Consider the following 24,480-nt stretch of genomic DNA (forward strand, 5'->3'; position numbering starts at 1 on the left):
TGCTCCTGCGGCCCTTCACTCGGATGCGTACACGGTCTGGATCAGGCGGTTGGACTGGCCCCTGCGGACGAGGACGCCGCGGCCGGCGGGCTGCTGGGAGGCGTACACCCCGGGGAACAGCTGGCCCTCGCTCCGGTCGCCCGCCATGACGACCGCCGAGGCCCCCGATTCGCGCAGGCCCTGCACCAGAGGCTCGTACATGCCGCGCGAGGCGCCCGCGACACGGCGGGTCAGGACGAAGTGCAGGCCGATGTCCGCCGCCGACGGGATGTAGGGGACGAACGGGGCCAGCGGCGACTGTCCCGCGGTGGTCAGCACGTCGTAGTCGTCGACGAGGACCACGATCCGCGGGCCGCCGCCCCAGCTGCCCGGCTCCAGGTCCTCCAGCGGGGCGCTGTCGTCGGGCATCCGCCGCTCCAGCTCGCTGGCGATGCCCGCGGCCAGTCCGGCGCACATCTTGGCGTTGTAGGCGTAGCCGCCGTTGAACTCCTCCGGGACCACGCCGCGCAGGCTGCGCCGCGGGTCCATGATCGCGAAGACCAGCTCGTCCTCGCCGTAGCGTTCGATGAGACCGCCGGCGATGGTCTTCAGCAGGTTCGTCTTGCCGCATTCGCTGTCGCCCATGACCAGCAGGTGCTGGTCGTGGTGGAACAGGTCGAGGAGTACGGGCGCCAGCGCGGTCTGGTCGAGGCCGACCGGCACTCGCTTCGGCTCGGCGACCGGGCCCGGCAGCAGGTGCGGCTCCAGGACGTGCGGGAGCACCCGCACCGGCTGGGCGGCGTCGCCGCTCCAGGTGGCGCGGATCGTGCGGGCCGTGCGCTCCAGGACGGCGCCCAGTTCCGAGGTGTCGGTGAGGCCGTCCGTGCGGGGCAGCGCCACCTGCGCGAACAGCTTGCCGTCGGTGAGGACGCGGCCCGGCTCGTCGGGCGCGAGGGTCTCGGCGAGCTTGCGCTCGATGCTGGACTCGCTGGGGTCGTTGAGGCGCAGCTCGACGCGGGTGCCGAAGTTCGACTGGACGGCGATGCGGACGTCGTTCCAGCGGAGCATGCCCGCGACGACGTGGATGCCGTAGCCGCCGCCGCGCTTGAGGATGTCGACGACGGCGTCGTCGAGCTCCTCGAAGTCGTCGCGCAGCGCGCCGAAACCGTCGATGACGAGGACGATCTCGGCGGAGGCCAGCTGCGGCAGCCGGCCGGCCGCGTGCAGGGTGCGCAGCTGCTCGACGGAGTCGATGCCGTGCTCGCGGAAGAGGTCCTCGCGCAGGGCGAGCATGGTGCGCACCTCCTCGACGGTGCGGGCGGCGCGCTCGCGGTCGGCGCGTCCCGCGATCCCGCCGACGTGCGGCAGGCCGGACAGGGCCTGGAGGCCGCCGCCGACCAGGTCGAGGCCGTAGACGCCGACCTCCTGCGGGGTGTGGGTCAGTGCGAGGGAGAGGACCAGGGTTCGCAGCAGGGTGGTCTTGCCGGACTGCGGGCCGCCGATGACGGCGGCGTGGCCGCCCGCGACGGTGAGGTCGAGGTACCAGCGGCCCTGCCACTGCTTCGTCGGGTCGTCGAGCAGGCCGAGCGGCACCACGAGCCGGTCGCGGCGCTCGGTGAGCTGCATTCCGCGCACGCCCACGTCGAGGGGGCCGGCGACGGAGTCCAGGGGGACCGCGGCGGGCAGCGGGGGCAGCCAGATGCGGCGCACCGGGCCGGCGGCGTGCTCCAGCTGCTCGACGATGACGCCCATCTCGGTGGGACCGGTCTCGCGCCGGCGCGCCGAGGGCTCCTGGCCACCCGTGCTCTGCGGCTCGGACAGGGAGTTGAAGGCCCCGTACTCCAGGGCGAGCGGGCCGCTGTCCTCGTCCTCGGCGCGCTGCACGGGGCCGCGGTAGGCGCCGGAGACGTAGCTCGCCTTGAAGCGTTCGTAGTGGCTGGTGTCGACCTTGAGGTAGCCGAAACCGGGCAGCGGCGGCAGGTGGAAGGCGTCGGTGGTGTCCAGGACGGTGCGGGACTCGTCCGCGGAGAAGGTGCGCAGGCCCAGCCGGTACGAGAGGTAGGTGTCCAGGCCCTTGAGCTTGCCGCCCTCGATGCGCTGGCTGGACAGCAGCAGGTGGACGCCGATGGACCGGCCGATGCGGCCGATGGACAGGAACAGATCGATGAAGTCGGGTTTGGCGGTGAGGAGTTCGCCGAACTCGTCGATGACGACGAACAGGTGCGGGAGCGGGTCCAGGTCGGGCCGGCGGTCTGCGCGCAGCGCGGCGTAGTCACCGATGTCGGCGACGTTGCCGGCGTCCTTGAGGACCTGCTGGCGGCGCTTGACCTCGCCGGCCAGCGAGGCGTGGACGCGCTCGACGAGACCGGCCTGGTTCTCCAGGTTGGTGATGACGCCGGCGACGTGCGGGAGGTCCGCGAACGGCGCGAAGGTCGCACCGCCCTTGTAGTCGACGAGGACCAGGGCGAGGTCCTCCGGCGGGTGCGTGGCCACCAGGGCGAGGACGAGCGTGCGCAGCAGCTCGGACTTTCCGGAGCCGGTCGCGCCGACGCACAGACCGTGCGGGCCCATGCCCAGCTCGGAGGACTCCTTGAGGTCCAGCAGGACGGGCTCGCGCGAGTCGCTGATGCCGATGGGCACGCGCAGGAAGGCGCGTTCGCCGCGCGGGGCCCACAGGCTCGCCAGGTCCAGGCGGGCGACGTCGTCGATGCCGAGCAGGTCGGCGAAGTCGACCGGTCCGGACAGCGGGGCGTCGATGAGGGACTCGGCGGACAGGCGCAGCGGGGCAAGCATCCGGGCGAGGCCCTCGGCGAAGGGGATGCCGACCTCGTCGACGGTGCCGTGGGCACTGATGGGTTCGTCCTGGCGCAGGTCCTCGATGAGTACCCGGTCGCCGTCGACGGTGATCCGTACGCCGACGTGTCCCGGCTCCTGGATGCGCTGTTCGAGCAGGTGGAGGACGGTGACGCCCATGTCGCGCAGGCCGACCGCCTCGTCGGGGAGCGGCAGTTCGACGGCGTCCTCGCCGTGTCCGTCGGTCACGACGAGCAGCCGGGACGTCATGGACAGGGCGTCCTTGCCGGACAGTCCGCGGCGCACCTCGGCGGCGTAGGAGGCGCGGCGGCGCAGCTCGGGGCCGATCTGCCGGGCGAGCTGGTCCGCGGAGGGGGCGATGCGGCGGGCGGCGACGGGGCCGTCGAGCTGCTCGGTGTCCAGGAGGTGCGGCATCCACTTGGCCCACTCCCAGTCGGGGAGCCGGTCGCCGGGCGCGGCCAGTGCGATGGCCACGTCGTCGGGGGCGTGCATGGCGGCGGCCTGGACCAGCAGGGCGCGTGCGACGCGCAGGCAGTCCTCGCGGGGCCCGATGACGCTGATGTTGCCGATGCGGTCGAGGGGCACGGTGAGGGGCAGCTCGGTGCCGTTGCGGAAGCGGGCCGTGAGCGCCGAGGCCTCGTTCAGCATGAACTGGTCGGGCGGGGTGAGGACCGTGGAGCCCTGCTGGCCGATCTGCAGGTCGCGGACCGGCATCTCGCCGGTGCCGACGCGCACGCGCAGGAAGTCCCCGTCGGTGCGGCGCCGTTCCCACAGCCGGGCCGGGTCGCGGACGATGTCGTACAGGGCGTGCGGCGGCGGGTTGAGCACGTCGGCGTGCTCGCCGCGTTCGCGTTCCTCGGCGGAGAGTTCCTCGCGCAGGTCCTCCAGGTAGGCGAGGTAGGCCTCGCGCTGGGTACGGCGGGTGCGCTGGGCCTTGCCGCGCTGCGAGAAGACGAGCGCGACCGAGCCGATGATGGTGACGACGAGGATCAGCGCGCCGAGCGCGGCGAACTGGCTGTTGCGGACGACCGTCATCATCACGACGGACGACATGACGCCCGCCACGGGCAGCAGCGACATCGCGATGCTGCCCGCCTTCCCCTCGGGGAGGTTGGGCGGGGCCTCGATGGTGCGTGCGGCGGGCGGCGCCGGGGGCCTGACGGTCCGCGCCGGGCGGTGGATCAGTCGGGTACTCATCGTCAGTGGCGCTTCTGGGAGAGCTGGAAGACGTCCGCGGCGAGCCGGGCGGCGGTCTGCCGGGTCGAGTGGGCGAGCAGTTCGGTGCGGATGTGGCCGCCGTCCGCGAGGTGGCGGTCGTAGGGCAGGACGTGGACGCTCGGCCCGGCCGCCTCCAGCGTGCGGACCGCGTCGGCGAGGTCGACTCCGCAGTGCGGCGCCTGCTCGGTGATGACGACGCAGGTGCTCGCCAGCATGTGCGGCGGCAGGCCCTGCATCCACTGGAGGACCGCGTACGTGCTGCTGACGCCGTCCAGGGTGGCGGGGGTGGCCAGGACACGGGCCTGGGAGGCGGAGAGGGCGACGCGGGCGACCTCGGCGGGGAGCGTCTCGCAGTCGACGACGGTCACGCCGAAGTAGCGGCGCAGCGCGACCATGGCCCGTTCGTAGGAGGGGGTGTCGAGCATCGCGCCGATCTGGCCCTGGCTGCCGGGCAGCAGCCAGGCGTTGTCGCGGAGCTGGACGAGGTAGCCGGTGATGTCGAGCAGCGACATCTGGGGCTCGACGATGTCGGCGACGTCACCGGTGGTCCAGCGCAGGTTCTCGGCGCCGAGCCGGATCGGCAGGGAACCGAGGGCCGGGTCGGCCTCCACGAAGAGGACGGGGTCCTGCCGGTAGTGCGCGTACGTGGTGCCGAGCAGGGCGGCGACCGTGGACTTGCCGGCGCCGCCGCGGATGGAGGTGACGGCGATCTGGCGGCCGGTGGTGACGGGCTGCTGGAGCAGTTCGGCGGCGCGGGTGGCTTCGGCGACCTCGCGGGCGGCCGACGAGGAAACGGTTCTCCGTACGGCGCGCAGGGCGCGGGCGGTGAAGGGCTCGCCGTGCCGGGGCTTGCGGCCGGCCCCGGAGAGCTGCCGGTCCACGGCCGGCTTGGAGTCGGGGGTACGGGCCCGCTGCCCCTGGCCGGCGGCGGGGGCGTACGCGCCCCGGGGCTGCGGCGGCTGCGGCTGCTGCTGCGCCTGCGGGTACGGCTGTGCCTGCGGCGGGAGCCCGCCCCGGCCGCCGGCGGGCGCCGGGGCGGCCGCGCCCGGGCCGGGTCCCTGCTGCGGATACCCGTAAGCGGGAGCCTGGGCGGGAGCGTGCCCACCGGGGCCGGCCGCCGGGCGCGGCGCCTGGCCGGGGCCCTGCGGTGCGGCGCCCGGGGCGGGGGCCTGCCCGGCGGGACCCGCGGCCGGCTGCTGCTGCGGCCCCGCCTGCCCCTGCGCCGGAGGCTGCGCTCCGCCCTTGAGGTCGCGCAGGACGTCGCCCTGCCAGTTCTCTGCGTTCGGCATGTCTGCCCCTGCCCCTCTTCCTCAGAACTTGTTGAGCAGCTGCCCGTACACGCCGAACACCCCGACGGCGAGCGGGAAGAGCCCCACCATGCCCACCGATTCGACGAGGTCGGCCGTGCGCCGCAGGCGGACCTGCACGTGGTCCGGCGGCTGCACCGCGAGGACGAGCAGCGGCAGCAGCGCGGCCACGACCAGTACGGCGAGCGGGCCGGCGCCCCCGTCGTGCCCGGTCCACAGCATCACCAGGCGTACGACGAGCAGGGCCGCGGCGGCGATCAGCGCCACGACCTCGGCCACCAGCGGGAAGGCGCGTGCCCTCGACAGCAGGACGACGGCGACGAGCGACGGCAGTGCGACCGTCCACACGGAGGGCTTCTCGGCGAGCGTCAGCAGCCAGCCGGCGGCCGCCGCGGAGATCGCGGTGACGATCGTGGCGAGGGCGAGCCCGCGGTGCGTGGCGGCGAGGGCGTTGCCCACCTCGTGGCGGCTGACGGAGGCGCCGCCGGAGCGGCGGTCGTCCAGGGCGGTCAGCCCGGAGGCCATCAGGGCGAGCCGCGGCAGCAGGCCGAGCAGCACCACGGAGACGAGGGCCATGACCGCGCCGAGCCGGGCCGGGTCGTCCTGGACGGCGGCGACGGCCTCCCACAGGGCGGTGATCACGGCGGTGGCCACGGCTCCGAAGAGCCCGCCGCGGCCGAGCGGCGAGAAGTGGCCGAGCAGTGCCAGTGTCAGCACGAGCGCGCCGGCGACGGCGGCGAGCCGCGCGGTGCCCGGCCAGTCGTGGGCGTCCGCGGCGGTCCACGCGGTGAGGACGCCCAGGCCGCCGGAGGCGAGCAGGAGCGCCGTCGCCAGGCCCCGGTTGCCCTGGCCGATCCGCGAGACGAGGGCGCCGGCCACCATCAGGACGAGCGTGACGGCGGCCAGGCCGCCGGCCAGTGCCCCGAGGGCGAACTCGTGGCGGGCGAGCAGTGCGGCGGTCACCGTGAAGGCCACGGTCGCCACGCCCGCGCTGCCCCGCCGGGCGGCGGGACGCCAGCGCCAGGCCTGCAGGTCGAGGTCGTCCGAGACCAGGTCGGTGACGTCGTGGACCACCGGGGCGGGCGGTGCGGAGTGGCTCCTGACCAGGCGCAGGACGGCGCCGTCGGCTATGCCGGCCGTCGCGAGGGTGCTGTCGTGCGGCAGCGCGGAACCGTCCGGCGCGATCAGCTGGCGGGTCAGCGGCCGGGACGCGGCCCGGTCGTCGAGCAGCTGGAGTATGTCCGGGAGCAGTTGGCCGATCGGGGTGTCGGACGGCAGGACCATGTCGGCACGGCGCCGCTCACCGATCAGGGTCACCCGGCTGAGTTGCGCCCGGGAAGTCGTTGCTGTGCTCACCACTTGCGGGAACCTATCATCGCGGGTTTGCGACCTTTCGGGGCCAAGGGGGACGAGGCGCCGCCGCCGGACCGTGAACTCTCCCGGATCTGCACGCCTGATGCTTCTTCCTCTAGGACTGCACCGGCCCCGGCGACTGGGCCGAGTGCGAGGGCGTCGGCTGTGACGTCTTCTTCGGTGGTTTCGGGGACTTCGACGCGGACGGGCTCGCCGGAGCGGACGGCTGCTGCGATTTCGCGGGCTGTCCGTACGGCTGCAGCTGGCCCTGCTGTTGCTGTTGCTGCTTCTGCTGCTCGGCCTTCTGCTTCGCCAGGGTGTGCTGGACGAAGGACCAGCCGACGCAACCCGCGCACAGGACGGCCGCGATGGCGATGCCCGCGAACAGTTTCCCGAGCCGCTCGTCCGCCGTGCGCCGCGCCCGCTGGGCGCCGAAGAGCAGGGCGTCCCTCATCCTGCGGCGGCGTACCGCCACCGACTCCAGAAGCTGGCTGTCGTAGTCCCGTGCCATCTGTCGTCCGTCGCCCCAGTCCCGGCTCGTCGAGCGCCTACCACCGCTCCAGGGCGCGGCTCCTGAGTGTGCGCCATGCCGAGCCCCCGTGTTTTGCCTCTGCAACATAGAGCATGTGTGCGGATCGAGCACATCCGGACCGGGGAGTGGGCCGGGCGACCCGGGTCGCCCGGCCGCGAGCGCGGGGTTAGCGTGGATGACGGGGCTTGCTCCCGGCGCGTGACTTCGTCCTGCTCGTGTGAGGAGGCCGGACATGAGGACAGCCTGGCGCAGTGCGGCCGTGGCCGCGGCGGCCCTCGGCCTGGTGGTGTCGCCGGTGGCCGCCGGTGCGGGAGCGGCGTACGCGGGGGGCGCGGCCGCCCCGGCGCGGCCGGCCGTGACGGTACCGGCTCCCACCCCCACCCCGGCCCCCACTGCCGTCTCCGAGGAGTTCCCGCAGCTGACCCCCGCCGTGGCGCGGGAGCTGGACGGCGCGATCCGGAAGGTCATGACCGAGGCCAAGGTGCCCGGGGTGATCGTGGCGCTGTCGGCGCCCGGCAAGGGCACGTACATACGGTCCTTCGGCGTCGCGGACAAGTCGACGGGCATGCCCATGTCCCCCGGCCTGAACATGCGGATCGGCAGCGAGACGAAGACCTTCACCGTGACCGCCCTGCTCCAGCTGGTCGACGAGGGCAAGGTCGGCCTGGACGACCCGATCGGGAAGTACGTGAGCGGCGTCCCCAACGGCGACCGGATCACCCTGCGCGAGCTGGCGGGCATGCGCAGCGGACTGTTCAACTACTCCGCGGACGAGGCCTTCGGCAAGGCGTTCCTCTCCGATCCCCGCCGCCCCTTCACCCCGCAACAGCTGCTCGGCTACTCCTTCAAGCATCCGGTGCTCTTCGAGCCGAACGCGAAGTTCGACTACAGCAACACCAACCTGATCCTGCTGGGGCTGGTGGTGGAGAAGGTCACCGGGCAGAAGCTCGACGACTACATCAACCGCGAGGTGGTCGCCGCCGCGGGCCTCAAGCACACGCTCTTCCCCGTCGGCGCGCAGTTCCCGAGTCCGCACGCCCAGGGCTACACGGACCAGACGCTGAACGGGAAGACAGCGGTCGCCACCGACTGGAACCCGTCCTGGGGCTGGGCGGCCGGCGCGATGATCTCGAACCTCTCCGACCTGCGGAGCTGGGCCAAGACCGTGGCCACCGGGACCCTGCTGAAGCCCGCCACCCAGGCGGAACGGCTCAAGGTCGTGCCGTCCCTGCCGGGAGCGGGCTACGGGCTGGGCATCTTCAACGTCCAGGGCTGGATCGGGCACAACGGCTCCCTGCCCGGCTACCAGTCGCTGACCGTCTACCTCCCCGGGCCGCAGGCCACGCTGGTGGTCCTGCTCAACACGGACACCGCCTACCGGGGGAACGAGCCCAGCACCCTCCTCGGACAGGCGATCACCAAGATCGTGACGCCCGGCCACGTCTACACGCTGCCGGCCCAGCCCGTGACGGGGCACTGACCGGGCGGCCACCGGTCGGAACTCCCGTCGTAGCGTAGGCGCTTCGAGGCGGCGCGCCACGCACACACCAGGGAGCGGCACATGAGCGGTCAGGCAGCAGAGCAGCACGTCGAACGGTCCACCACCCAGGCCGGTCCGGACATCGTGGTCCGCACGGCCGGCGAGGCCGACGTCGAGACGGCGGCCGCGCTCTTCCGCGGCTACCTCGACTTCTACGAGGTCGACGTCCAGGACGCCGACGCCCCGCGGGCGTTCCTGGCGGAGCGGATCGCGAAAGACGAGTCCCTGGTCCTGCTCGCCGACGTGCCCGGCGCCGGGACCGTCGGTTTCGCGCAGGTCTACCGGGCCTTCTCCTCCCTGACGCTGACGACCGCATGGATCCTCAATGACCTCTACGTCGCCCCCTCGGGCCGCCGCACCGGCGCCGGCCGGGCGCTGCTGCGGGAGGTGCTGCGCCGGGCCCGCGCCGCCGGGGTGGCGGGCGTGCAGCTGGAGACCGCGTACGACAACACGGTCGCGCAGGGGCTCTACGAGGCGGAGGGCTTCGTCCGCGAGGAGTTCCACGTCTACTTCCACGACCTGTCCGGTGTGACTTCGGCCGAAGGGTGAAACATTCCCCCGCCCCCGTCGCGTCAATGGAGTGAGACGGACGCGAGGGGGAGTGGATGCGACAGGGTCGCAGGGACGGGTTCCGTGAATTCGCGGCGGTCCGGTCGGGGCACCTGTACCGATCGGCCTGTCTGCTGGCGAGCGGGGACACCCATCTCGCGGAGGACCTGGTGCAGGAGACCCTGGGCCGGATGTACCTCCACTGGGGCCGGATCGCCCGCGTGGACAATCCGGCGGCGTACGCGCAGACGGTGCTGGTGCGGGCCTACCTCACGCACCGGCGCCGCCGGTCGGCGGGGGAGCGCCCGGTCGGGCGGTTCCCGGACACCGGGGCGGCGGCGACCGGCGGCGACGATCCGGCACTGCGGATGACCCTGCTGGAGGCGCTGGGGCGGCTGGCGCCCAAGGACCGGGCGGTGCTGGTGCTGCGCTACTGGGAGGACCGCAGCGTCGAGGAGACCGCCGACGCCATGAACGTCAGCTCGGCGGCGGTGCGTACGCGCACCTCGCGGGCGCTGGCCCGGCTGCGGGAGGAGCTGGGCGGCAGCCTCGGCGCCTTCGCGGAAATCTGAGGGCGCCGAAGGCGCCGGACCCTGCACCCCCTGCACCGCCCACCCCCACCCTTGAAACGGAAGGTCTAGTTCCTCATGCCCTTTGAAGATGATCTCGGTGCGGCCCTCCGGCAGGCGGGGGACGGCTTCACGGTCGACCGGCACGCCCTGGTGGACGCCGGCGAGGAACGCGGCCGGCGCCTGGTGGCGCGTCGCCGGGCCGCGGTGGTCGGCGGATCCGTACTGGCCCTGGCCGTGATCGCGACGGCCGGCGCCTACACCGGCGGCCTGCTCGACGGCGCGGGCGGCGCGGACGGCGTCGCCGTCGCCGCGGCGCCGTCGCCGGACGGCGGTTCGGGCACCGGCGGCGCGCCCGACGGCGGGGCGGGGAGCCCGAGGGTCGGCAGCGGCGCGGTCAGCGCCGAGCGGATGATGACCAACCTGGAGAAGGCACTGGCGCGCGCGGGCGGGAAGGTGACCCCCACGCATGCGCGCGGCACGGAGAGCGAGGGGGGAGCGGCGGTCTCCGGCGTGTACGACGACGGCAAGGGCAAGGCGGCCATCACCGTCAGCCTCTCCCGGGTGGACCCCAGGGGCAGCCGGGCCGAGCAGCTCACCCAGTGCGGGGACAAGAACCTCCGGGGCTACGACGACTGCCGCACCGAGCCACTGCCGGAGGGGGGCAAGGTCCTGATCGAGAAGGGGTACGAGTACTCCGACCGCCGGGTGGACACCAAGTGCTGGCGGGCCGTGTTCGTGACCGCGGCGGGCTTCCTGGTGGAGGCCTCCGAGTGGAACGCCCCGGCGGAGAAGGACGCGGCCGTCACGCGGCCCGACCCGCCCCTGGACGGCATGCAGTTGAGGGATCTGGTCGTCTCGCAGGTCTGGCGCCCGGCGCTGAACGACCTGCCGGCCGCCGAGCCGGAGCCGGCCCGGCCGGGAGCCGAGTCGGGCACGGCGCTGAAGGACCGGAGCGCCTCCGACGCCCTGGAGTCGCTGCTGGTCCCGGTCGGGATCCCGATCGCCTCCCGGGGCGGGGAGGGATCGTACGGATACGCCGTGCTCGACGACGGCAAGGGCACGTCGCTGGTCCAGCTCAACGTGTCCAAGGGTGCGAGCACCTCGGGCTTCCTGGGCGCCGACGTCATCACCCAGCCCGACGGGACGAAGGTCAGGATCACGCAGGGTCCCGCCGAGAAGGGCAAGGGCCTGGTCCAGTGGACCGTGGACACCCTGCGCGGCAACGGCCTGCGCGTGACGGTGTCCGGCTTCAACGCCGGGAACCAGAACGGCCCCGCCAACCGGCCGACGCCCGCACCCACGCTGGAGCAGCTGAAGGGGATCGCGCTCGCGCCGGGCTGGAACCGGGACCGCAACTAGCCTCGCAGCAGTGTCACTTGGCGTCGGCGTACGACTCCACGACCACTGTCGTGAACGGGAACCGGACCGGGGTGTCGCCGAAGGCGATCCGCCCGGCCCGGTCGCCGGCGGCGCGGATCGCCTCCACGACGGCCTCGGCCTCCTCTGCCGGGCAGTGCACCATCACCTCGTCGTGCTGGAAGAACACCAGCTCCGCGCGCATCCCGGCGGTCGCCTGCCGCAGGGCCGCGAGCATCAGCAGGGCCCAGTCGGCGGCGCTGCCCTGGACGACGAAGTTGCGGGTGAACCGGCCGCGGGCCCGGGTGTTGGTGGAGGCGTAGCTCGGGGTCCAGCCGTCCTCCCGGTCCTGGGAGGTCCCGGCCTCGCCCCCGGGCTCGCCCCCGCCGGGGTCGACGCCCCCGTCGCCGGCCTCGTGGTCGCCGGAGCCGGCGGGCGGCGGGCAGGTGCGGCCCAGCCAGGTGCGTACGAGCCGGCCCTCCTCCCCGGCCTTCGCCGCGTCGTCCACGTACGCCACGGCCCGGGGGAAGCGGCGGCGCAGCGCGGCCAGGTTCTTCAGGCCGTCGCCGGAGGTCTGCCCGTAGACGGCGCCGAGCACGGCGAGCTTGGCCTTGTCGCGGTCGCCGGAGAAGCCCTGCCGGGAGACGGCGGTGTAGAGGTCCTCGGGCCGGCCGGCCACCTCCATGAAGGCGGGGTCGCGGGAGATCGCGGCGAGGACCCGCGGTTCCATCTGGTCGGCGTCGGCGACGACGAGCCGCCAGCCCGGGTCGGCGACGACGGCCCGGCGGATCACCTTCGGGATCTGCAGGGCCCCGCCGCCGTTGGTGACCCAGCGGCCGGTGAGCGTGCCGCCGGGGATGAACTCCGGGCGGAACCGGCCCGCGTGGACCCAGTCGCCGAGCCAGCTCCAGCCGTGGGCGGTGTAGATCCGGTACAGCTTCTTGTACTCGATCAACGGCTCGACGGCGGGATGGTCCAGCTCCTGGATCTCCCAGCGGCGGGTGGACTTCAGCTTGATGCCGTCCTTGGCGAAGGCCCTGATGACCTCCGCGGGCAGGTCGGGGCGTACGCGCCGGCCGAAGGCGGCCGAGACGCGGTCGGCCAGCTCGGCGAGGCGCCGGGGCTCCCCGCCGCCCGCGTACCGCTCGCCGAGCAGCTCGGTCAGCAGGGCGCGGTGCACGTCGGCCCGCCAGGGCAGGCCGGCCCGGTTCATCTCGGCGGCGACGAGGAAGGCCGCGGACTCGGCGGCGACGAGCAGCCGCATCCGGTCGGGGTGCGCGGTCGCGTCGAGCCGCCTCACCTGGCCGGCGTGGACGGCGAGCAGGGCGTCCAGGGAGAGCGGGGCGGGCCGCGGGTCGAAGAGCGAGTCCTGGGCGCGCGGGTCGGCCGCCCGCTGCGGCGGATCGGGCGGTACGGGGGCGTTGTTCAGCCGTGCCCAGGCGGCGGCCGCCGATCGGGGCTCGCCGGAGCGGCCCTCGTGGCCGAGGAGCAGCAGCTCGGCGTCCTCGATGTCGTGGCACCGCTCGACGCGGACGCCGGCCGCGAGCAGGCGCGGGTACACGGCGGCGGTGGACGGCCAGACCCAGCGGGTGCCGTGCGGGGCGCAGCGGACCGCCTCGGCGGGATCGCGGACGCGGAGCGGGGCCGCGTCCGCCCGGGCCGGGTCCGCGGGGTGCACGGGGGCGGCGTGCCACCACCCGTCGCCGTCCTCGGCGAGGGCCCACCGGGGAGTGCGGTCGCTCATGGGTGCGAGTGTCCCACCGGGGTACGACAGCGGCGCCGCGCCGGGCCGTCCGCCTGCTCCGCGCCTCAGCTGCCGGCGGCCCCGGCGGTCTTCGCGCAGACCTCCAGGGCGACGTGCCGCCCGCGGATCGGGGCCGCCCGCGGGGAAGGGACCGGGAAGGGACCGGGAAGGGGACGCGAAGGCGGACATGCCAAGCTGAGAGGCGTGAGCAACCTTGCCGAGACCGTCGACCGGGCCTTCGCCGCAGCCCTCTACGCCCAGGACGACGCCGGGCTGGACACCGGGGCCTCGCTGCTGGTCGCCGATTCCCGGCGCTGGTCCGGGGTGGGCCGGGAGCTGCTGGCGCGCGGGGAGGCGTACGTACGCCAGGGCTGGGAGCGGGGCTGGCAGCCGGCCGACGTGCTGCGGCTGGTCCGCCGGGACCTCGACGAGCGGCACCTGCGGATCACCGGGGACCTGATCGCCGCGGAGGCGCGCCGCTACGCCCGGCTCCCGGAGCGCTGGACCACCGCCGAGGTGTGGTGGAAGAGCGACGAGGAGTACGCCGACGGGCTCGCGCAGCGGGAACGGGCCGACCGGTTCACGCTGGCCACCGCCTTCCTGGAGGTGCTGAGGCTGCTGATCCGGCTGCCGTCCGTGGAGCCCGTGGGTCCGCTGCCCGGCGACCCGGTCGACGCCCTCGCCGAGCACGCCCACATCGAGCCGCGCATGCTGGGCCGCATCCGGGCCCTGCTCGCCAAGGCCGAGGCGACCACCTACCCGGAGGAGGCCGAGGCGCTGAGCGCCAAGGCCCAGGAGCTGATGGCCCGGCACACCGTGGACGAGGCCCTGCTGGCGGCGAGCGGCAAGGGCCCCGCCCAGGTGCCCGCGGCCCGCCGGATCGGCGTCGAGCCGCCGTACGAGGAGGCGAAGGCGGTCCTGCTCGACGCGGTGGCCACCGCCAACCGCTGCCGGGCGGTGTGGAACAGCGGCTTCGAGTTCTCCACGGTGGTCGGCTTCGAGAGCGACCTGGAGGCGGTGGAGCTGCTCTACACCTCGCTCCTCGTGCAGGGGACGGCCGCGATGACCCGCGCGGAGGCCGCGCAGCGGTCGGGCGGACGCAAGCGGACCAAGACCTTCCGGCAGGCGTTCCTGCTGGCCTACGCCAGCCGGCTCGGCCACCGGCTCGCCGAGACCGCCGAGCACGCGGCGACGCAGGCCCCGGACAACCTTCCCGCCCTGGTGGCGCGCGACGTGGCGGTCACCTCCCGGGCCGAGGAGATGTTCCCGCGGACCACCACCACCCGGCTGCGCGGCGCCACCGACCACGCGGGCTGGGAGGACGGCACGGCGGCCGCCGACCGGGCCCACATGGGCGGCCGCCGCCGCCCGCTCCCGTGATCAATACACCTAGGCCGCGTCGTCCGCGCGCATGGCCCGCGCCTCCGACTTCAGGATGCGCATCGACTTCCCCAGCGAGCGGGCCATGTCGGGCAGCTTCTTGGAACCGAACACCAGCAGGCAGACCACCAGGACGACGAGCAGGTGCCAGGGCTGGACGGCGTTGCGGAACACGGGCGTTCCCCTTTCGGACGGACCGGCTTCTCTTCGGGATCCTTCGCGCGACCGGCCCATGGAACAGGCAGGACGATGCTCCGGACAAATCTGAAGAAGTCCTGAAAGTCGTCATTACCGGCGACATGAGCTGGTTGTGGCGGCTAGGTCGGCGCGCGACGAGGTCTCCGACGCCCCCCGGCCCCGAGGGCGGACCTGTCTGTGATCATCGGAACACCCCGCGTGCACGTGCATCTGCGCATGCAGCAGCCAATGAACACAGCTATGATCCGGTGGAGTTGACATCTGCACTATCGGGGGCTTCCTGTGGACCACGCGTACAACGGGATGGCAGCTGCAGAACTCGCTTCCTTGTTTGAGCTGACGTGGCAGAAGAGCAGACACAGCAACTCGCAGGGTTCCTGCGTGGAGTTCGCGAAGCTGCCCGGCGGCGACGTCGCCATGCGCAATTCGCGCTTCCCGGACGGACCGGCGCTCGTCTACACACCGGCCGAGATAGAAGCCCTGCTCCTGGGCGTCAAGGACGGCGAGTTCGATCACTTGATCGGCTGACGGAACGGCGCATTCATCAAGCCATGCACGTGCACTGGCCGGGACCGATCGCAGCGATCGGTCCCGGCCAGTCGTCTTGTACGGGGTGTACGGGTGGTGGCTCAGTCGTGGAGCAGGAACAGCGCCCAGACGACCTTGCCGGTCAGCCGCCCCGCGAGCGGGTGCCAGCCCCAGCTGTCGCTGTAGGAGTCCACCAGGAACAGCCCGCGCCCGGACTCCAGGTCGAAGTTCTCCTCGGTCCGCTCCGGCGAGAAGGCCCCGCCGGGCCGGTCCTCGCTGGGGTCGCGCACCGCGCACACCAGCCGGGTGCTCCACCGCATCAGGTGCAGCCGTACCGGCGGCTCCGGCTCGGCGTCCGGCCCCCGCGACTCCTCCGGCAGGGCGTGGCGCAGCGCGTTGGTGACGAGCTCGGAGACGACCAGGGCGACATCGTCGAAGCGGTCGTCGAGGCCCCACTGGGACAGCGTCGAGCGGGTGAAAGTACGCGCGCCCCGCACCGCGTCGAACCGCGCGGGCAGAGCGCATGAGGCGGACCCGGAGACAGCCGTGGGGTCGACCGGGGGAAGCCCCTGCCGTAACGGCTCGAGCATGGTCGATCCATTCGTCCCCATGCGAGGCACTCCCGGGATTCGCGGACGAAGCGGTGGCTTGTGTCCAAAGAGAACTGCGGGGTGGGTCCCGCGCCGGCGCGAAGAGCACGCAGGTGCGCGGGGACCATCGTTCCGAATGCTCGGGCCGGATGCAAGGGCAGATGCACGTGCACGCGCCGGACCTGTCCGCTCACGTGACGGTTCTTGCTCATTTCTTCCTACGCATACTTACGGACTTCTTTTCCCGGAGACGGGATTCCGTTACAGAACGAGTACGGCCCGATGCGTTTTGGTGGCAGACTGCGGCCTCTGGGGTACGGGGGCCCCGAGACGCCGCGCACACCACGCGCACGCCAATGCGATGGGGAGGGCAGTACTAGTGACCGCAGAAACAAGCGGTTCTGTGGTGCGCCGCATCCTCCTGGGCTCCCAGCTCAGGCGACTCCGAGAATCCCGCGGCATCACCCGTGAGGCGGCCGGCTACTCGATCCGCGCATCCGAATCGAAGATCAGCCGCTTGGAGTTGGGAAGGGTGAGCTTCAAGGCAAGGGACGTGGAGGACCTCCTCACGCTCTACGGGGTCACGGACAGCACCGAGCGCGAGTCCCTCCTGGGACTGGTCCGCGAGGCCAACGCGACCGGCTGGTGGCACAGTTACGGCGACGTGCTGCCGGGCTGGTTCCAGACCTACATCGGGCTGGAGGGCGCCGCGTCGCTCATCCGCATCTATGAGGTGCAGTTCGTCCACGGCCTGCTGCAGACCGAGGCCTACGCCCACGCCGTCGTCAGCCGCGGCATGCCCGGCGCCACCGCCGCCGAGATCGACCGCCGCGTCGCGCTGCGCCTGGAGCGGCAGAAGGTGCTCGTGTCCGAGAGCGCCCCCGTCTTCCACGCCGTCCTCGACGAGGCCGCGCTGCGCCGCCCGTACGGAGACCGCAACGTCATGCGCGGCCAGTTGGAGCACCTCATCGAGGTCTCGCAGCGGCCCAACGTGCAGCTCCAGGTGATGCCCTTCTCCTTCGGCGGGCACGCGGGCGAGAGCGGAGCCTTCACCCTGCTGCGCTTCCCCGAGTCCGACCTGCAGGACATCGTCTATCTGGAACAGCTCACCAGTGCCCTCTACCTGGACAAGGACGAGGAAGTGGGGCAGTACGAGCGGGCGATGGAGCGGCTCCAGGCCGACTGCCCCGACCCCGACCGGACCCGGGATCTTCTTCGCGGCCTACTCCAACTGTCTTGATCCGCACGTAGTATGACGTCTGATCAGTGCATGATGACCGATCGGTCTCCGGTGCAGCGCACGGGTGCGCGCTCGCAGTAAGGGATGGCATGTCCATATTCAGCGACCTCGCTCACCAGTACATCGACGGCGAATGGCTGGCCGGCAACGGTTCATGGGACATCATCGACGTCAACCCGTACAACGGGGAGAAGCTCGCGGCCATCACCGTGGCCACCGTCGAGCAGGTGGACCAGGCGTACCGCGGCGCCGAGCGCGCCCAGCGGGAGTGGGCCGCCACCAGCCCGTACATCAGACGCGCGGTCCTGGAGCGCGCCCTGCGGATCACCGAGGAGCGCGAGAAGGAGATCGTCGAGGCGATGATCGACGAGCTCGGCGGGACGCGTCCCAAGGCCGAGTACGAGGTCCACCTCGCGATGGAGTTCATCCGCGAGTCGCTCCAGCTGGCCGTCCGCCCCGAAGGGCGGATCCTGCCCTCGCCGGTCGAGGGCAAGGAGAACCGGGTCCAGCGGCTGCCCGTCGGCGTCGTCACCGTGATCAGCCCCTTCAACTTCCCCTTCCTGGTGACGTTGAAGTCGGTCGCCCCGGCCCTGGCGCTGGGCAACGCGGTCGTCGTCAAGCCCAACCAGAACGCCCCGGTCGTCGGCGGCGGCGTGATCGCCAAGATCTTCGAGGACGCCGGGCTGCCCGCCGGCCTGCTGAACGTCCTCGTCACCGACATCGCCGAGATAGGCGACGCGCTCCTGACGCACCCCGTCCCCAAGGTCATCTCCTTCGCGGGGTCGGACCGGGTCGGCCGGCACGTCGGCGCGATCGCCGCCCGCCACTTCAAGCGCACGGTCCTGGAGCTCAGCGGCAACAGCGCGCTCGTCGTCCTCGACGACGCCGACCTGGACTACGCGGTGGACGCGGCCGTCTTCAGCCGCTTCGTCTACCAGGGCCAGGTCTGCATGGCCGCCAACCGGATCCTCGTCGACGCCGCCGTCGCGGAGGAGTTCACCGAGAAGTTCACCGCGCGCGTGCGCGCCCTGAAGACCGGCGACCCGCACGAGGCCGACACCCACATCGGCCCGCTGATCAACTCCTTCCAGGCCGACGCCCTGACCGCGCTCGTGGACCAGGCCGTGGAATCCGGCGCGCGGGCACTCGTACGGGGGTCTACGCGCGGCAACCTGGTCGAGCCGACGGTGCTCGCCGGGATCCCCGAGGACTCCCCGCTGCTGGGCCAGGAGATCTTCGGCCCCGTCGCGCTGCTGGTGGTCTTCGACGGTGAGGACGAGGCGGTACGGCTGACCAACGCGACCCCGTACGGGCTCAGCGGCGCCGTGCACACCCGGGACGTGGAGCGGGGCGTGCGCTTCGCCCAGCGGATCGAGACGGGGATGATGCACGTCAACGACTCCACGATCGGGGACGAACCGCTGGCCGCGTTCGGCGGGGAGAAGGCCTCGGGCCTGGGCAGGCTGAACGGGGAGGCCACGGTCGAGGCGTTCACCACCCAGAAGTGGATCTCCGTGCAGCACGGGCGGACGGCGTTCCCGTTCTAGGTCATTAGACTCGGCCGGGCGTAGGCAGCCGCCCGGGGGAGATCGAGTTGAGCAACATACCGGAGACCGGCCGGACCCCTCGGGTCCAGAACCGGCTCGTCGTCATCCAGGTCGTGGTCTTCTCCCTGCTGCTCACGCTGGGCGGACGGCTCTGGTACCTCCAGATCCGCAACGGCCAGGAGTACACGGACGAGGCGAAGAACAACCACGTCCAGCAGGTGGTCCAGCCGGCCGTGCGCGGCTCGATCCTCGACTCGCGCGGGGTCCCGCTCGCCGACAACGCCACCCACCTGGTGGTCTCCGCGAGCCGTACCGAGCTGCTGAAGATGAAGGACAAGGGCAAGTCCGTGCTGACCCGGCTCGCCGGGGTGCTGGGCATGGACCCGCAGGAGGTCGTCGACAAGGTCCGGCTCTGCGACTCCAAGACCAAGCAGCCCTGCTGGAACGGCTCCCCCTACCAGCCGATCCCGGTCAGTGACGAGGCGACCACGGAGCAGGCCCTGCAGATCCGTGAGCACCCCGAGGACTTCCCGGGCATCACGGCCGAGGCGACCGCGCTGCGCCGCTACGCCGCCCCGGACCAGGCCAACACCTCCCAGGTGCTGGGCTACCTCTCCCCGGTCACCGACGAGGAGATCGCCAAGGCGAAGAAGACCGACTCCCCCTACCTGCGCTCCGACCAGGTGGGCCGCTCCGGCCTGGAGCGCACGTACGACAAGGAGCTGCGCGGCAAGGCCGGCATCACCCGCTACGAGGTGGACAACCTCGGCCGGGTCATCGGGCAGGGCCAGACCGACCCGGCGCAGCCCGGTTCGAACATCGTGACCTCGATCGACTCCCGCGTGCAGGCGGTCGCCGAGCGCGAGCTGAACAACGCGATGATCGACGCGCGCAAGGTCCACGACAAGAACACCGGCCGCAACTACGAGGCCGACTCGGGCGCGGTCGTGGTGATGGAGACCAAGACGGGCCGGATCGTCGCGATGGCCTCGAACCCGACCTACGACCCCAACGCCTGGGTGGGCGGCATCTCCGCGAAGGACTACGCCTCCCTCACGGACAAGGAGTCCAACTACCCGCTGCTGAACCGCGCGATCCAGGGACAGGCGGCGCCGGGCTCCATCTTCAAGGTGGTCACCTCGACCGCCGCGGTCAACGCCGGCTACCCCTTCAACAACCGATACCCCTGCCCCAGCTCGTACTCGGTGGGCAACCAGACCTTCACGAACTTCGAGTCGCAGGGCCACGGCGACATCACCATCGGCCGGGCCCTGGAGGTCTCCTGCGACACGGTCTACTACCTGATCGCGGACCAGGAGTGGAAGAAGGACGGGGGCATCAAGCCGAAGAAGGACCCGAACGACTGGTTCTTCAAGACGGCCCACGAGTTCGGTCTGGGCAAGCGCACCGGCATCGACCTGCCCAACGAGGTGCCCGGCCGGGTCCCCGACCGCAAGTGGAAGCAGGACTTCTTCGACGCCAACAAGGATGCCTGGTGCCGGGACGGCAAGAAGGACGGCAGCTTCGCCGAGAAGATCGCCTACGAGAACTGCCGCCAGGGCAACCAGCTGCGCGAGGGTGACGCGATCAACTATTCGATCGGGCAGGGCGACACCCTTGTCACGCCGCTCCAGATGGCGTCCGTCTACTCGGCCATCGCCAACGGCGGCACCCTGCACCAGCCGAGCGTCGGCAAGGCGGTCGTCAGCGCCGACGGGACGTCGGTGAAGGAGATCGCCCCCAAGGAGACGGGCAAGCTCCCGATGAACGCCAAGACGCGCGACAACATCGACGAGGCCCTCGCCGGTGTGGCCACCGACGGCAGCGCCGCCTGGCGCTTCGGCGGCTGGCCGCAGAAGCAGATCCCCATGCACGCCAAGACCGGCACGGCCGAGGTCCAGGGCAAGCAGACCACCTCGTGGTTCGCCTCCTACACCGAGGACTACGCGATCGTCATGACGATCTCCCAGGGCGGCACCGGCTCCGGGGCCTCCGGACCGGCCGTCCGCAAGATCTACGAGGCGATGTACGGGCTCGACCCGACGGGCCGGCAGGACCTCTCCAAGGCGCTGCTCCCGAAGCCCGCCACCGCGCTGCCCGCGATTCGGCCCGACGAGGAGAACGCGCCGAACGCATCGGCCAACTAGGACAGGATCTGACCGCAAGGCTCCGTAGCGTATGAGGTGTCGGGGGAGAGGCCTCCGGCGACACCACACAGAGGCGGTACGGTCATGGCCCAGATTTCCAGCGAGGTCCTCGGCGACGAGCGCGGCACGCTCCTCGCCTTCGTCGAGTCCCAGCGCACGGCGATCCGCGAGACCCTCCTCGGGCTCGACGAGGAGCAGGCGGCGAGCCGCCCGACCGTCAGCGAGCTCAGCCTGTCCGGGCTGCTCAAGCACGTGGCCGAGTGCGAACTGAACTGGCTGCGCATGGCCCAGCAGCGGCCGAACGAGCGGCTGCGCAGCGAGGAGAGCTGGGGTGAGGCGTTCCGGCTCGTCGACGACGAGTCGGTGGCGTCGGTCCTGGAGTTCTGGGACGGGATCCGGCAGGAGACGGAGGCCTTCGTCGCCGCCGTCCCGAGCCTGGACGCCACCTTCCCGCTGCCGCCGGCGCCCTGGTTCCCGAAGGACGGCAAGGTCTCGATCCGCTGGATGCTGCTGCACCTGGTGGAGGAGTTCGCCCGGCACGCGGGCCACGCGGACATCGTCCGCGAGTCCATCGACGGCACCAAGGCCATGGGCTGAACGACGGGGCCGTAGCCTGGCCCCATGTCAGCGATCCGGCTCCTTGTCCTCGGCGCGGTCCGCCAGCACGGGCGGGCCCACGGGTACCAGGTGCGCAACGACCTGGAGTACTGGGGCGCCCACGAGTGGTCGAACACCAAGCCGGGATCGATCTACCACGCGCTGAAGCAGATGGCGAAGCAGGGCGTCCTGCACGCGCACGAAGTGGCGCCGAGCGCGGCGGGCGGACCGCCGCGCACCGAGTACGAGGTGACCGACGCCGGCCGTGAGGAGTACTTCCGGCTGCTGCGCGAGGCGCTCGCGGCGTACGACCAGAAGACGGACGTGCTGTCGGCGGCGATCGGCTTCATGGTCGACCTGCCGCGGGACGAGGTGCTGGCGCTGCTCCGGGAGCGGCTGGCGAAGCTGGCGGGCTGGCGGTCGTCGGTGACCGACTACTACACGCCGGAGGGCGGCCCGGAGGCGCTGGGCCACATCGGCGAGATCATGCACATGTGGGTCCACTCCGCCGACGCCGAGGCGGAGTGGACGCGGGGGCTGATCGCCCGGATCGAGGGGGGCGCGTACTCCTTCGCGGGCGAGGGCGGCGAGCCCTTCGTGGGGGTCCTGGCGGAGGGCCAGGAGAACCCGTACGCCTAATCAAGTTTGACTAGCCTGCAAGCGGGCACTACCTTTGCGTCTCCTGGTAATCAAACTTGAGTAGTGGGGAGTGGTTTTGGCGATCTCCGTCGAAGGCGTCCACAAGAGGTACGGCGACAAGCAGGCCCTGGCCGGGCTCGACCTGGAGGTGGCGGGCGGCACCGTGCACGCCGTGCTCGGCCCCAACGGCGCCGGCAAGACCACGGCCGTGCGGATCATGAGCACCCTGCTCCGGCACGACGGGGGGACGGTCCGGGTGGCGGGCCACGACGTGGCCGCCGATCCGGCGGCCGTGCGCTCCCGCATCGGCCTGCTCGGCCAGCACGCGGCGCTCGACGAGGAACTGGCCGGCCGGCAGAACCTGGAGATGTTCGGCCGCCTCCACCACCTGGGCGCGCGCCGGGCCGGGCTGCGCGCCGACGAACTCCTGGAGCGCTTCGGTCTCGCGGACACCGGCCGCAAGGCGGTGAAGCAGTACAGCGGCGGCATGCGGCGCCGGCTCGACCTCGCCGCCTCCCTGATCACGGACCCGGAGGTGCTGTTCCTGGACGAGCCGACCACCGGCCTCGACCCGCGCGGCCGCGCCGAGGTGTGGAGCGCCGTCCGCTCCCTGGTGGGCGGCGGGACGACCGTCCTGCTCACCACGCAGTACCTGGAGGAGGCCGACCAGCTGGCCGACCGCATCACCCTCGTCGACGGCGGCCGGGTCGCGGCCGAGGGCACGGCCGACGAACTGAAGGCCCTGGTCGGAGCGGACCGGATCGTCGTGGTCCTGCGGGACGCGGCCCGGCTGGCGCAGGCGGCGCGGCTGCTGCCCGACCCTGCCGTCGACCCCGACACCCTGACCCTGAGCTTCCCGGTCCAGGACCGGATGGCCGGCCTGGCCCGGACCCTGCGGACGCTGGAGGAGGCGGGCGTCGAGGCGGCCGACCTCGCCGTCCGGCGCCCCACGCTGGACGAGGTGTTCCTGCGCCTGACCGACCGCGAGGAGGTGGCCGCATGAGCGCGGTCTGGGTGGTCTCGGACTCCTGGACGATGACCCGGCGCGAGCTGGCGCACTGGGCTCGCCAGCCCGTGCAGATGGTCGTCGGCCTGGTCTTCCCCGTGATGATGCTGCTGATGTTCGGCTTCCTGGTGGGCGGCGGCCGCGGGATCGACGGCGAGTACGTCGAGTTCCTCGTGCCGGGGATGCTCGCCCTGACCATGGCCTTCGGACTGGAGGCCACCTTGACGGCCGTCACCCAGGACCTGAACAAGGGGGTGATCGACCGCTTCCGCGCCATGCCGATGTCCTCCTCGGCGGTCCTGGTGGGCCGCAGCGCCGCCGACATGCTCCAGTCGGCGGTGGGCCTGCTGGTGCTGGCCGCGGTCGGGCTGCTGCTCGGCTGGCGCTGGCACGGCGGCGCGGCGGCCGCGCTGCTCGCCTTCGGGCTGCTCCTGCTGCTGCGCTTCGCGATGCTGTGGATCGGGATCTGGCTCGGCATGGTCGCGGGCCGGCCGGAGCTGGTCCAGGCGGTACAGATCCTGGTGTGGCCGGTGGGCTTCCTGTCCAACGCGTTCGCCACGCCGGAGTCGATGCCGGGCTGGCTGGGCGTGGTGGTGGAATGGAACCCCCTCTCGGCGACGGCCACCGCCGTCCGCGACCTGTTCGGCAACCCGGCCGCGGCGCCCCCGTCGTGGGCCGCCGACCACGCGGCCCTGCTGGCGGTCGCCTGGCCGCTCCTGCTGCTCGCGGTCTTCTTCCCGCTGGCGGTGGGCCGCTACCGGGCGCTGAGCAAGTAGCCCGCGAAAGGGGACTTGCACCTCACGCGGCGTGAGGAACCACAGTGAAGGGCGTACCCGAGCAGAGGAGGGAAGAGATGGGCTACTCCGTGGGCCAGGTCGCCGGTTTCGCCGGCGTCACGGTGCGCACCCTGCACCACTACGACGAGATCGGGCTGCTCTCCCCGGGCGGCCGCAGCCATGCGGGACACCGGCGGTACGGCGACGCCGACCTGGACCGGCTGCAGCGGATCCTGTTCTACCGGGAGCTCGGCTTCCCCCTCGAAGAGGTCGCGGTCCTGCTGGACGACCCGCAGTCGGATCCACAGGAGCATCTGCGCCGGCAGCATGCCCTGCTGACCGACCGGATCACCCGGCTCCAGCAGATGGCCAAGGCCGTTGAGCACGCCATGGAGGCGAAGAAGATGGGGATCGACCTCACGCCCGAGGAGAAGTTCGAGGTCTTCGGGGACAAGGACCCGGAGCAGTACGCACAGGAGGTCGAGGAGCGCTGGGGCGGCACCGAGGCGTACGCCGAGTCCCAGCGCCGCGCGGCCTCGTACACGAAGGGGGACTGGCAGCGGATGCAGGACGAGTCCGCCGAGTGGGGCCGCCGGTACGCGGCGGCCATGGAGGCCGGCGAACCCGCCGACGGCGAGGCCGCGATGGACCTGGCCGAGGAACACCGCCTGCACATCCACACGTGGTTCTACGACTGCCCGTACGAGATGCACACGTGCCTCGGTGAGATGTACGTGGCGGACGAGCGCTTCACGGCGTTCTACGACGCGGTGAAGCCGGGCATGGCCGCACACCTGCGGGACGCGATCTTCGCGAACGGTGTGCGCAAGGCGTAAGCGGAATGTCACGCACGCGACCCCCGCCGGTA

At 72.2% G+C, this 24,480-nt stretch carries 20 protein-coding genes and 1 pseudogene; 14 read left to right on the plus strand and 7 right to left on the minus strand.

Going from position 1 to position 24,480, the window contains the following annotated elements; genetic code table 11:
* Positions 1-15 precede the first annotated feature (15 nt).
* From IG86_RS0102565 to IG86_RS45455, 4 genes are all read right to left on the minus strand, one after another.
* A complete protein-coding gene (locus IG86_RS0102565) occupies positions 16-3,990 on the minus strand; it encodes a type VII secretion protein EccC (RefSeq protein ID WP_030894334.1) in 3,975 nt (1,324 codons plus the stop codon).
* A 2-nt stretch (positions 3,991-3,992) separates the two neighbouring features.
* Positions 3,993-5,300 carry a MinD/ParA family ATP-binding protein gene (locus tag IG86_RS0102570; RefSeq protein ID WP_030894336.1) on the minus strand — a complete coding sequence of 436 codons (1,308 nt, stop codon included), beginning with the start codon at positions 5,298-5,300 and terminating at the stop codon, positions 3,993-3,995.
* Between the two features lie 21 nt (positions 5,301-5,321).
* On the minus strand, positions 5,322-6,677 hold the full coding sequence (gene eccD / locus IG86_RS0102575; protein WP_030817535.1) for a type VII secretion integral membrane protein EccD: 1,356 nt from the start codon (positions 6,675-6,677) through the stop codon (positions 5,322-5,324).
* Between the two features lie 109 nt (positions 6,678-6,786).
* The gene (locus tag IG86_RS45455) at positions 6,787-7,182 is read right to left on the minus strand and encodes a hypothetical protein (protein WP_078848103.1); all 396 of its coding nucleotides are present in this window, start codon (positions 7,180-7,182) and stop codon (positions 6,787-6,789) included.
* Between the two features lie 253 nt (positions 7,183-7,435).
* On the opposite strand from IG86_RS45455, the gene IG86_RS0102585 reads away from it, so the two are divergent.
* From IG86_RS0102585 to IG86_RS0102600, 4 genes are all read left to right on the plus strand, one after another.
* A complete protein-coding gene (locus IG86_RS0102585; protein ID WP_030894338.1) occupies positions 7,436-8,683 on the plus strand; it encodes a serine hydrolase domain-containing protein in 1,248 nt (415 codons plus the stop codon).
* Positions 8,684-8,764: 81 nt separating this feature from the next.
* A complete protein-coding gene (locus tag IG86_RS0102590) occupies positions 8,765-9,292 on the plus strand; it encodes a GNAT family N-acetyltransferase (RefSeq protein WP_045936356.1) in 528 nt (175 codons plus the stop codon).
* Between the two features lie 56 nt (positions 9,293-9,348).
* Positions 9,349-9,864: a SigE family RNA polymerase sigma factor gene (locus IG86_RS0102595; RefSeq protein ID WP_030894340.1), complete on the plus strand. Its 516-nt coding sequence runs from the start codon at positions 9,349-9,351 to the stop codon at positions 9,862-9,864.
* Positions 9,865-9,939: 75 nt separating this feature from the next.
* Entirely contained in the window at positions 9,940-11,223 is a 1,284-nt protein-coding gene (locus tag IG86_RS0102600) for a hypothetical protein (RefSeq protein WP_030894342.1), read from the plus strand.
* A 13-nt stretch (positions 11,224-11,236) separates the two neighbouring features.
* Here the strand turns inward: IG86_RS0102600 and IG86_RS0102605 are convergent, their stop codons facing one another.
* Complete coding sequence (locus IG86_RS0102605; RefSeq protein WP_030817542.1) at positions 11,237-12,964, minus strand: bifunctional 3'-5' exonuclease/DNA polymerase; 1,728 nt, start codon at positions 12,962-12,964, stop codon at positions 11,237-11,239.
* Between the two features lie 204 nt (positions 12,965-13,168).
* Here IG86_RS0102605 and IG86_RS0102610 point away from each other — a divergent pair, with 204 nt between their 5' ends.
* The gene (locus IG86_RS0102610) at positions 13,169-14,344 is read left to right on the plus strand and encodes a DUF2786 domain-containing protein (protein WP_030894343.1); all 1,176 of its coding nucleotides are present in this window, start codon (positions 13,169-13,171) and stop codon (positions 14,342-14,344) included.
* A 9-nt stretch (positions 14,345-14,353) separates the two neighbouring features.
* On the opposite strand, the gene tatA is transcribed toward IG86_RS0102610, so the two are convergent.
* Positions 14,354-14,518, minus strand: a complete 165-nt coding sequence (gene tatA / locus IG86_RS0102615) for a Sec-independent protein translocase subunit TatA (RefSeq protein WP_030817545.1) — start codon at positions 14,516-14,518, stop codon at positions 14,354-14,356.
* 306 nt (positions 14,519-14,824) lie between these two features.
* Here tatA and IG86_RS0102620 point away from each other — a divergent pair, with 306 nt between their 5' ends.
* Positions 14,825-15,070 (plus strand): DUF397 domain-containing protein, encoded by a 246-nt coding sequence (locus IG86_RS0102620; protein WP_030656519.1) that lies wholly within the window; start codon positions 14,825-14,827, stop codon positions 15,068-15,070.
* Between the two features lie 101 nt (positions 15,071-15,171).
* Here the strand turns inward: IG86_RS0102620 and IG86_RS0102625 are convergent, their stop codons facing one another.
* Positions 15,172-15,660 (minus strand): ATP-binding protein, encoded by a 489-nt coding sequence (locus tag IG86_RS0102625; protein WP_030817546.1) that lies wholly within the window; start codon positions 15,658-15,660, stop codon positions 15,172-15,174.
* A gap of 361 nt (positions 15,661-16,021) precedes the next feature.
* Between IG86_RS0102625 and IG86_RS0102630 the strand changes: the two genes are divergently transcribed.
* The 8 genes and pseudogenes from IG86_RS0102630 (at position 16,022) to IG86_RS0102665 (ending at position 24,448) form a co-directional block, all read left to right on the plus strand.
* Entirely contained in the window at positions 16,022-16,900 is an 879-nt protein-coding gene (locus IG86_RS0102630; RefSeq protein ID WP_045936357.1) for a helix-turn-helix domain-containing protein, read from the plus strand.
* Positions 16,901-16,989: 89 nt separating this feature from the next.
* On the plus strand, positions 16,990-18,447 hold the full coding sequence (locus IG86_RS0102635) for an aldehyde dehydrogenase family protein (RefSeq protein WP_030817548.1): 1,458 nt from the start codon (positions 16,990-16,992) through the stop codon (positions 18,445-18,447).
* A gap of 47 nt (positions 18,448-18,494) precedes the next feature.
* Positions 18,495-20,561, plus strand: a pseudogene (gene mrdA, locus IG86_RS0102640) (penicillin-binding protein 2); the annotation flags it as partial.
* Positions 20,562-20,678: 117 nt separating this feature from the next.
* Positions 20,679-21,191 (plus strand): DinB family protein, encoded by a 513-nt coding sequence (locus IG86_RS0102645; RefSeq protein WP_030894347.1) that lies wholly within the window; start codon positions 20,679-20,681, stop codon positions 21,189-21,191.
* A 24-nt stretch (positions 21,192-21,215) separates the two neighbouring features.
* Entirely contained in the window at positions 21,216-21,830 is a 615-nt protein-coding gene (locus IG86_RS0102650) for a PadR family transcriptional regulator (protein WP_030817552.1), read from the plus strand.
* Positions 21,831-21,900: 70 nt separating this feature from the next.
* A complete protein-coding gene (locus IG86_RS0102655; RefSeq protein WP_030894348.1) occupies positions 21,901-22,833 on the plus strand; it encodes a daunorubicin resistance protein DrrA family ABC transporter ATP-binding protein in 933 nt (310 codons plus the stop codon).
* Positions 22,830-23,612: an ABC transporter permease gene (locus IG86_RS0102660; RefSeq protein WP_030817555.1), complete on the plus strand. Its 783-nt coding sequence runs from the start codon at positions 22,830-22,832 to the stop codon at positions 23,610-23,612. The genes IG86_RS0102655 and IG86_RS0102660 overlap by 4 nt, the downstream gene beginning before the upstream one ends.
* Before the next feature lie 77 nt (positions 23,613-23,689).
* Positions 23,690-24,448: a MerR family transcriptional regulator gene (locus tag IG86_RS0102665; RefSeq protein WP_030817556.1), complete on the plus strand. Its 759-nt coding sequence runs from the start codon at positions 23,690-23,692 to the stop codon at positions 24,446-24,448.
* Positions 24,449-24,480: the final 32 nt, after the last annotated feature.

Source organism: Streptomyces virginiae (assembly GCF_000720455.1).
Classification (GTDB): Bacteria; Actinomycetota; Actinomycetes; order Streptomycetales; family Streptomycetaceae; genus Streptomyces; species Streptomyces virginiae.